The 8,777-nt window shown below is 64.1% G+C and carries 5 protein-coding genes; 2 read left to right on the top strand and 3 right to left on the bottom strand.

Features of this window, described 5'->3' with window-relative positions; genetic code table 11:
- Positions 1-158: 158 nt before the first annotated feature.
- Both CC207_RS09345 and CC207_RS09340 read right to left on the bottom strand, forming a co-directional pair.
- A complete protein-coding gene (locus CC207_RS09345; protein ID WP_050704266.1) occupies positions 159-1,409 on the bottom strand; it encodes a ribonucleotide-diphosphate reductase subunit beta in 1,251 nt (416 codons plus the stop codon).
- A gap of 637 nt (positions 1,410-2,046) precedes the next feature.
- Positions 2,047-4,926: a ribonucleoside-diphosphate reductase subunit alpha gene (locus CC207_RS09340; protein WP_062363798.1), complete on the bottom strand. Its 2,880-nt coding sequence runs from the start codon at positions 4,924-4,926 to the stop codon at positions 2,047-2,049.
- A gap of 782 nt (positions 4,927-5,708) precedes the next feature.
- Between CC207_RS09340 and CC207_RS09330 the strand changes: the two genes are divergently transcribed.
- Together CC207_RS09330 and CC207_RS09325 are read left to right on the top strand one after the other, a co-directional pair.
- Positions 5,709-6,404 carry a response regulator gene (locus CC207_RS09330; protein ID WP_028690938.1) on the top strand — a complete coding sequence of 232 codons (696 nt, stop codon included), beginning with the start codon at positions 5,709-5,711 and terminating at the stop codon, positions 6,402-6,404.
- The gene (locus CC207_RS09325) at positions 6,401-8,005 is read left to right on the top strand and encodes an ATP-binding protein (protein ID WP_088851994.1); all 1,605 of its coding nucleotides are present in this window, start codon (positions 6,401-6,403) and stop codon (positions 8,003-8,005) included. Before CC207_RS09330 ends, CC207_RS09325 begins: the two co-directional genes overlap by 4 nt.
- Here the strand turns inward: CC207_RS09325 and CC207_RS09320 are convergent.
- A complete protein-coding gene (locus CC207_RS09320) occupies positions 8,002-8,703 on the bottom strand; it encodes a 4'-phosphopantetheinyl transferase (protein ID WP_069017431.1) in 702 nt (233 codons plus the stop codon). The genes CC207_RS09325 and CC207_RS09320 overlap by 4 nt on opposite strands.
- Positions 8,704-8,777: the final 74 nt, after the last annotated feature.

Here is an 8,777-nt window from a genome sequence, read left to right as displayed (position 1 = left end):
ATCGGTTCATCAGGCCGACCTGGTGAAAGTCAGGGCCTGCCTGACGGCAGGCCGTTACCGGCCCGCACACAAAAAATCTGACACTTCCGTTTCTTGATTTTGAGGCTCGGTAAATAAAAAAGGCTGCCCAAGGGCAGCCTTTCTGGATAGCTGGACGATCAATCCCAGCTCAGAGCACCACCAGTCTGATACTCAATAACCCGAGTCTCAAAGAAGTTCTTCTCCTTCTTCAAGTCCATGATCTCGCTCATCCAAGGGAACGGGTTGGTAGTCCCCGGATACTCTTCCTTCAGACCAATCTGGGTCAGTCGACGGTTGGCAATGAACTTGAGGTAATCCTCCATCATCGCCGCATTCATGCCCAGCACGCCGCGTGGCATGGTGTCACGGGCGTATTCGATCTCCAGCTGGGTACCCTGCAGAATCATCTGGGTAGCCTCTTCCTTCATCGCGGCATCCCACAGGTGCGGGTTCTCGATCTTGATCTGGTTGATCACGTCGATGCCGAAGTTCAGGTGCATGGACTCGTCGCGCAGGATGTACTGGAACTGCTCGGCGACGCCGGTCATCTTGTTGCGGCGGCCCATCGACAGGATCTGGGTGAAGCCGCAGTAGAAGAAGATGCCTTCCAGCACGCAGTAGTAGGCGATCAGGTTGCGCAGCAGCTCTTTGTCGGTCTCGACGGTGCCGGTGTTGAACTCCGGGTCCGAGATGGCGCGGGTGTACTTCAGGCCCCAGGCGGCTTTTTTCGCAACCGATGGGATCTCGTGGTACATGTTGAAGATCTCGCCTTCATCCATGCCCAGCGACTCGATGCAGTACTGGTAGGCGTGGGTGTGGATCGCCTCTTCGAAGGCCTGGCGCAGGATGTACTGGCGGCACTCCGGGTTGGTGATCAGGCGGTACACGGCCAGGGCCAGGTTGTTGGCCACCAGCGAGTCGGCGGTGGAGAAGAAGCCGAGGTTGCGCATGACGATGCGGCGCTCGTCTTCGGTCAGGCCGTCCATGCTCTTCCACAGGGCGATGTCGGCGGTCATGTTGACCTCTTGCGGCATCCAGTGGTTGGCGCAGCCGTCGAGGTACTTCTGCCAGGCCCAGTCGTACTTGAACGGTACCAACTGGTTGAGGTCGGCGCGGCAGTTGATCATGCGCTTTTCATCGACCGCGACGCGGGCCGAGGAGCCTTCCAGCTCGGCCAGGCCTTCGGCGATGTCCAGGGCGTCCAGCGCAGCCTTGGCGCGCTTTACGGCGTCGGAGTCGGCGGCGGTGGCGGCGCGAGCTTCCAGGGCGGCGGCACCGCCGGCGCTGTCGAGCTTGTCGAGGGTGGTGGCGGCTGCGGCCTGCGCGGGGGTGTTGCCTTTGGCGGCGACTTCACCGTCTTCTTTGTCGAATTCGTCCCAGCTCAGCATGGTCCTGGCTCCTGCTAGAGGGTTGCGCGGGGCAACCGGTTGGATTTTGAAGTGATGCCTGTAGGACGCTACGCCAACGGGCGCTGCGGCAGGCAGTGAGAGCGGGCTCTCGTCACGTTTGAAGGTGTTCGGGTCGGCGCCTGGCCTGCACTCGGGCGAGGGGGCAGGGCACCTGGAAGCTGTACGGCAACGATAAAACCTGCGGTGTGGCCCCGGGGGCTTGCTTCACGCAGTCGATCATTGGCTCATCCCTTTTTGGGGCCGCGAAGTATACCGGAAATCACTTTGGATCGGGGCGGCGCAGGGGGCGCAGGGCGGTAAATTTTCGACCTGCATTACGTGCTTCCGTTCACTGGACACCGGTGGTTCGTCACGGGGTAAGAGTCTAGCTCTAAATGGGATTAGATCCTATATGTAGTGTGATTTTTTTTGTTTGGCGCTACATATGGTGTTTTGATCTTGGTCAGGGCCTAGGGGGTGTATTGCCTGTAGGGGCCCTATCGCGGGGCAAGCCCGCTCCCACGTGCCGTTCCCACGCACCGCTCCCGCAGGGGGATGTCGGGGCGCAAAAAAATGCCGCCTCAGCCACCCATGAGGGCGATTGAGGCGGCATGTTCAGCTCAGCGCTGCGAAGGCCTTATTGGCAGGCTTCGCAATCCGGCTCGTCGATGGCGCAGGCCTTCGGTACCGGGGCAGGGCCCGCGGCCTGGACCGGGGCGCTGTCGCCGCCGCTCGACACGGCGTTGAGCTTGCCGGTGTTGATGGTCGACTTCTCGGTGCTGGTCGCGGCCAGGGCACGGAGGTAGTAGGTGGTCTTCAGACCACGGTACCAGGCCATGCGGTAGGTCACGTCCAGTTTCTTGCCCGAGGCGCCGGCGATGTACAGGTTCAGCGACTGGGCCTGGTCGATCCACTTCTGGCGACGGGAGGCGGCATCGACGATCCACTTGGTCTCGACTTCGAACGCGGTGGCGTACAGGTCCTTCAGCTCTTGCGGGATACGCTCGATCTGCTGCACCGAACCGTCGTAGTACTTCAGGTCGTTGATCATCACCGAGTCCCACAGGCCGCGGGCTTTCAGGTCGCGGACCAGGTACGGGTTGATCACGGTGAATTCGCCCGACAGGTTCGATTTCACGTACAGGTTCTGGTAGGTCGGCTCGATGGACTGCGACACGCCGGTGATGTTGGCGATGGTCGCGGTCGGCGCGATGGCCATGATGTTCGAGTTACGAATACCTTTCTTGACGCGCTCGCGCACCGGGGCCCAGTCCAGGCTCTCGGTCAGGTCGACGTCGATGTACTTCTGGCCACGGGCCTCGATCAGGATCTGCTGGCTGTCCAGCGGCAGGATGCCCTTGGACCACAGCGAACCCTGGAAGGTCTCGTAGGCGCCGCGCTCGTCGGCCAGGTCGCAGGAAGCCTGGATTGCGTAGTAGCTGACCGCTTCCATCGACTTGTCGGCGAACTCGACGGCAGCGTCCGAACCGTACGGGATGTGCTGCAGGTACAGCGCGTCCTGGAAGCCCATGATCCCCAGGCCGACAGGGCGGTGCTTGAAGTTCGAGTTGCGCGCTTGCGGCACCGAGTAGTAGTTGATGTCGATCACGTTGTCGAGCATGCGCACGGCGGTGTTCACGGTGCGTTGCAGCTTGGCGGTGTCCAGCTTGCCATCGACGATGTGGTTCGGCAGGTTGATCGAGCCCAGGTTGCAGACCGCGATCTCGTCCTTGTTGGTGTTCAGGGTGATCTCGGTGCACAGGTTCGAGCTGTGGACCACGCCCACGTGCTGCTGCGGGCTGCGCAGGTTGCACGGGTCCTTGAAGGTCAGCCATGGGTGGCCGGTCTCGAACAGCATCGACAGCATCTTGCGCCACAGGTCTTTGGCCTGGATGGTCTTGAACACCTTGATCTTGTTGTACTCGGTCAGGGCTTCGTAGTACTCGTAGCGCTCTTCGAAGGCCTTGCCGGTCAGGTCGTGCAGATCAGGCACTTCCGACGGCGAGAACAGGGTCCACTTGCCGTCATCGAAGACGCGCTTCATGAACAGGTCAGGGATCCAGTTGGCGGTGTTCATGTCGTGGGTACGACGACGGTCATCACCGGTGTTCTTGCGCAGCTCGATGAATTCTTCGATGTCGAGGTGCCAGGTTTCCAGGTAGGCACACACGGCGCCCTTGCGCTTGCCACCCTGGTTTACGGCGACGGCGGTGTCGTTGACCACTTTCAGGAACGGCACGACGCCTTGCGACTTGCCGTTGGTGCCCTTGATGTACGAGCCCAGCGCACGTACCGGGGTCCAGTCGTTGCCCAGGCCACCGGCGAATTTCGACAGCATGGCGTTGTCGTGGATCGCGTGGTAGATGCCCGACAGGTCGTCCGGCACGGTGGTCAGGTAGCAGCTGGACAGCTGCGGACGCAGGGTACCGGCGTTGAACAGGGTCGGGGTCGAGGCCATGTAGTCGAAGGACGACAACAGGTTGTAGAACTCGATCGCACGGGCTTCCTTGTCTTTCTCTTCCAGCGCCAGGCCCATGGCCACACGCATGAAGAACACCTGCGGCAGTTCGAAGCGCACGCCATCCTTGTGGATGAAGTAGCGGTCGTACAGGGTCTGCAGGCCCAGGTAGGTGAACTGCTGGTCACGCTCGTGGTTGATCGCCTTGCCCATGCGCTCCAGGTCGTAGCCTTTCAGCGCCGGGTCGAGCAGTTCGAACTCGACGCCTTTCTCGACGTAGGCCGGCAGGGCCTTGGCGTACAGGTCGGCCATCTCGTGGTGGGTGGCGCTGTCGGCCACGCCCAGGAAGCCGAGGCCTTCGGCGCGCAGGGTGTCCATCAGCAGGCGGGCGGTGACGAACGAGTAGTTTGGCTCGCGCTCGACCAGGGTACGGGCGGTCATCACCAGGGCGGTGTTGACGTCTTTCAGGGCCACGCCGTCGTACAGGTTCTTCAGGGTTTCGCGCTGGATCAGCTCGCCATCGACTTCGGCCAGGCCTTCGCAGGCTTCGCTGATGATGGTGTTCAGGCGGGCCATGTCCAGAGGCGCCAGGCTGCCGTCGGCCAGGGTGATGCGGATGCTTGGGTGCGGCTCGACCACGGCGTCGGTGTTGGCGCGGGTGGCGCGCTCTTTGGCACGCTGGTCGCGGTAGATCACGTAGTCGCGGGCGACTTTCTGCTCGCCGGCGCGCATCAGGGCCAGTTCGACCTGGTCCTGGATTTCTTCGATGTGGATGGTGCCACCCGATGGCATGCGACGCTTGAACGTGGCGGTGACCTGCTCGGTCAGGCGCGCGACGGTGTCGTGGATGCGCGACGAGGCGGCGGCGGTGCCGCCTTCAACTGCGAGGAACGCCTTGGTGATGGCAACGGTGATCTTGTCGTCGGTGTAGGGGACGACAGTGCCGTTGCGCTTGATCACGCGCAGTTGGCCAGGCGCGGTGGCTGCCAGATCCTGATTGGAATCGGCGGCCTGCGGCGCTTTGCCCTGCGGGTTCTCGCGAGTTGTGTCGGTTTGCATGGGTGGGTGTCTCCACAGTTTCTAGTTTGTTCAGGCGCCTTGTTGGGGCGCCCACCGTTCCGTCCACTTGCTCGATGGCCCGGGCGGGGAGGCGTCATGCACGCGCATACGCCCGCTCGGGCTTACCGACTTCGGGACAGACTCAGGAATAAGGGGCAATAACCTGCCGCTCCCTGGCCGAAGTCAAAGGTTCTGGGCGTACCCAAAATCTGTTGCTGATGAGTGGCGAGGCCCTGCCTGCAACACTCATACCCGAACAAGGCCATCTGCGGCTTGCCTCGGTCGCCCTCCGCAGGAGCGGTTTGGCTGTTGGAATCACGTTAAGTTCAGTCGGTAAATTCGCTTGAATTTGCCAGGCGACTTGTGTTTGTGATTTTGCGCGAAACCCAATATCTAGTGGTTCGCTGCGACAGGGATACAAGATAATGCGGTCTTGGGGGCTTTGCAAGGTGAGCGTCTGTGGATAACTTGTGGGTACTTTGTGAGTGATCCGTGGGTATTCGCTGTAGGCCTTGTCCCAAGAGGTTTGCACTATTTTTTGGCTGTGCTACGTCGCCGCGCAGATTTTTTCGGGCGCGAACCCTATCACAAAAAACGGTTCAGTTATGGGACGTTCTGGGGTGGTTGGCAGGGGTGGGGGCGGGACGTAGTATCCGGGGCTGATGTTGCGCTTTGGTGAAGGTGGATTTTCGCTGGAATCAAAGGGTTGTACTGGCTTGCCCCGCGATGAGGCCGCTACAGCCAACAGCAAGGCCCGACAAAAACAGAAGAAGGGTAAGGCCATGGACCAGCCAATCAACCGCATCCTCATCGTCGAGGACGACCAGCGCCTCGCCGAGCTCACCGCCGAGTACCTCCAGGCCAATGGCTTCGAGGTGGCGGTGGAGGGCGACGGCGGCCGTGCCGCCCGGCGTATCATCGACAGCCAGCCGGACCTGGTGATCCTCGACCTGATGCTGCCCGGCGAGGACGGCCTGAGCATCTGCCGCCGGGTGCGCGGCCAGTACGCCGGCCCCATCCTCATGCTCACCGCCCGCAGCGACGAACTGGACCAGATCCAGGGCCTGGACCTGGGCGCCGACGACTATGTCTGCAAGCCGGTGCGCCCGCGCGTGCTGCTGGCGCGCATCAACGCCCTGCTGCGCCGCAGCGAGGCCCCGGAGCGACGACAGGAGCTGACGTTCGGCCCGCTGCATATAGACAGCCGCCAGCGCGAGGCGCGTCTGAGCGGCCAACTGATCGAGCTGACCGGCGCCGAATTCGACCTGCTCTGGCTGCTCGCCAGCAACGCCGGGCGGGTGCTGTCCCGCGAGGAGATCTTCACCTCGCTGCGCGGCGTCGGCTACGACGGCCAGGACCGCTCCATCGATGTGCGCATTTCCAAGATCCGCCCCAAGATCGGCGACGACCCCATCACCCCGCGGCTGATCAAGACCCTGCGCAGCAAGGGCTACCTGTTCGTCGGCGAGGCGCCATGAACTCGATCTTCCTGCGCATCTATGGCGGCATGCTCGCGGTGCTGGTACTGGTAGCCGTGCTCGGCGTGCTGAGCCTGCACCTGGTCAACGAGATCCGTGCTGGCCAGCACCGCGAGCGTCTGGCCCAGGGCACCTTTAGCCTGATGGCCGACAACCTGGCGCAGCAGAACGCAGTGGAGCGCACCCGTTCGCTGGTGATCTGGGAGCGCCTGCTCGGCGTGCCGCTGGACCTGCAGCCGCTGTCGGCGTTCACCCTCGACGGTGGGCAGCGGGCGCGGCTGTACCGCGACCTGGTGGTGGTGGAGAAGACCGGCCCGCATGCCGCCCGGGTGTTGCGCCGGGTTGGTCACGAGGACCTGCTGCTGGTGGCCGAGGTCAAGCAGATCAGCGAGCAGTTGGCCCGCGCCACGCTTTACCTGTTGGCCGACGAACTGGTGCGCTATCCGGTGACCGAGCAGCAGGCGCGCCTGGCGCAGCTGCGCCAGAGCAAGGGCTTCGGCTTCGACATCGCCCTGCAGCGTATCGAGCGCGCCGCCCTGGACGACGACCAGCGCCGCCGGGTGGAGGAGGGCGACACGGTGATGGCCCTGGGCCGGGACGGAGATTCGATCCGCGTGTTCTCGGGGCTGTCCGGCTCGCCCTGGGTGCTGGAGATCGGCCCGCTGTACCAGCTCAACCCCTATCCGCCGCAGTTGCTGATCCTGATCGCCTTCCTCGGCCTGTGCCTGATCGGGCTGGTGGTTTACCTGCTGGTGCGTCAGCTGGAGCGTCGCGTGTCGGGCCTGGAGGTGGCGGCCACGCGCATCGCCCAGGGCAGCCTAGACACCCGCGTGCCGGCGGGCGATGCCGACTCGGTGGGGCGTCTGGCCGAGGCCTTCAACGGCATGGCCGAGCACCTACAACGTTCCTTGACCATGCAGCGCGAGCTGGTGCGGGCGGTGTCCCACGAATTGCGCACGCCGGTGGCGCGGCTGCGCTTCGGCCTGGAGATGATCGAGAGCGCCGGCAGTGACGAGGCCCGGGCCAAGCACCTGGCGGGCATGGACGGCGATATCCAGGACCTGGACAAGCTGGTCGACGAGATGCTGACTTACGCCCGCCTGGAGCAGGGCGCGCCGGCCCTGCATTTCCAGGTGGTGGACCTGGACGAGCTGCTGGCGCGGGTGATCGAGGAGCTGGCGCCGCTGCGGGCCGAAGTGCGGGTGTTACGCGGAGTGTGCCACGGGCTCGACGGTGGCGACGCCCGCGTCGAGGCCGAACCGCGCTACCTGCACCGGGCCTTGCAGAACCTGGTGCGCAATGCCATGCGCCATGCCGAATCGCAAGTGCGCCTGAGCTATCAGATCGGCCAGCAACGTTGCCGCATCGATGTGGAGGACGACGGCCCCGGGATTCCCGAAGGGGTGTGGCACCGCATCTTCACCCCGTTCACCCGCCTCGACGACAGCCGCACCCGGGCTTCGGGCGGGCATGGGCTGGGGCTGTCGATCGTGCGGCGGATCATCTACTGGCACGGCGGCCGCGCCCTGGTCGGGCACAGCGAGCAGCTGGGCGGGGCGTGTTTCAGCCTGAGCTGGCCGCGTGAGCAGCCGCGCGACTAGACGCTGATCAGGCTGAGCAGATGGCCGTCCTGCAGGCAGAACTGGCCATCGAGCTCGACGCCGTGGTGCCACTCGGCCGACAGGTCGGTGAGCAGGCGCAGGCGGGCATGGCCGTCGGCGGACCAGGCCAGCAGTTCGGCGTGTTCGAAATAGAAGCGCTGCCGGGTGAGCGGGTAGAGGGTCTTGAACAGACTTTCCTTGAGCGAGAAGGTCAGGGTCACGGCCAGGGCCTGCTGGCTGCGGTCCAGGCGCTCCAGTTCGGCGGGGGTGAGGATTTCCCCGGCCAGGCGTTCGGCGCGCTCTTCGCTGAGCAGGGTTTCCTGGTCCAGGCCCAGGCCACGACAGTGGCCGTCGGCGGCGACAACCGCGGCGGCCCAGCCTTGGCCGTGGGTGATCGAGCCACGGATGTCGGCGGGCCAGATCGGTGAGCGGTCCTCGTGGGTGGCCGGTACATAATCGCGGCCATCCAGGCGTTGCAGTGCCTCGCGGGCGCAGACCCGACCGGCCAGGTACTCGGCCTGGCGCTTGGCCACCGAGCGTTGCAGGCTGGCGGTCTGCTCGATGCCGGCGCGCTGGAAGTCGTCGGCGGCCAGGCGGGCCGGGTCGAAGGCGCAGCTGACCAGCACCGCGCCGGGGACCGGGCGGGGCAGGGGCCAGTGGTGCTGGAGCGGGGCGCAGCAGGTGGGGAGTCTGTTCATGGTCGGTATTGTGCCAGTCGCGATAGCTGGCGCAAATCACCGGGACGTCATCGCGGGGCAAGCCCGCTCCCACG

The sequence above is a fragment of the Pseudomonas sp. DrBHI1 genome (assembly GCF_002205115.1).
Lineage (GTDB): Bacteria > Pseudomonadota > Gammaproteobacteria > Pseudomonadales > Pseudomonadaceae > Aquipseudomonas > Aquipseudomonas mosselii.
Note: the sequence above shows the minus strand (reverse complement) of the source record. Positions and strands in the feature narration are given on the sequence as shown.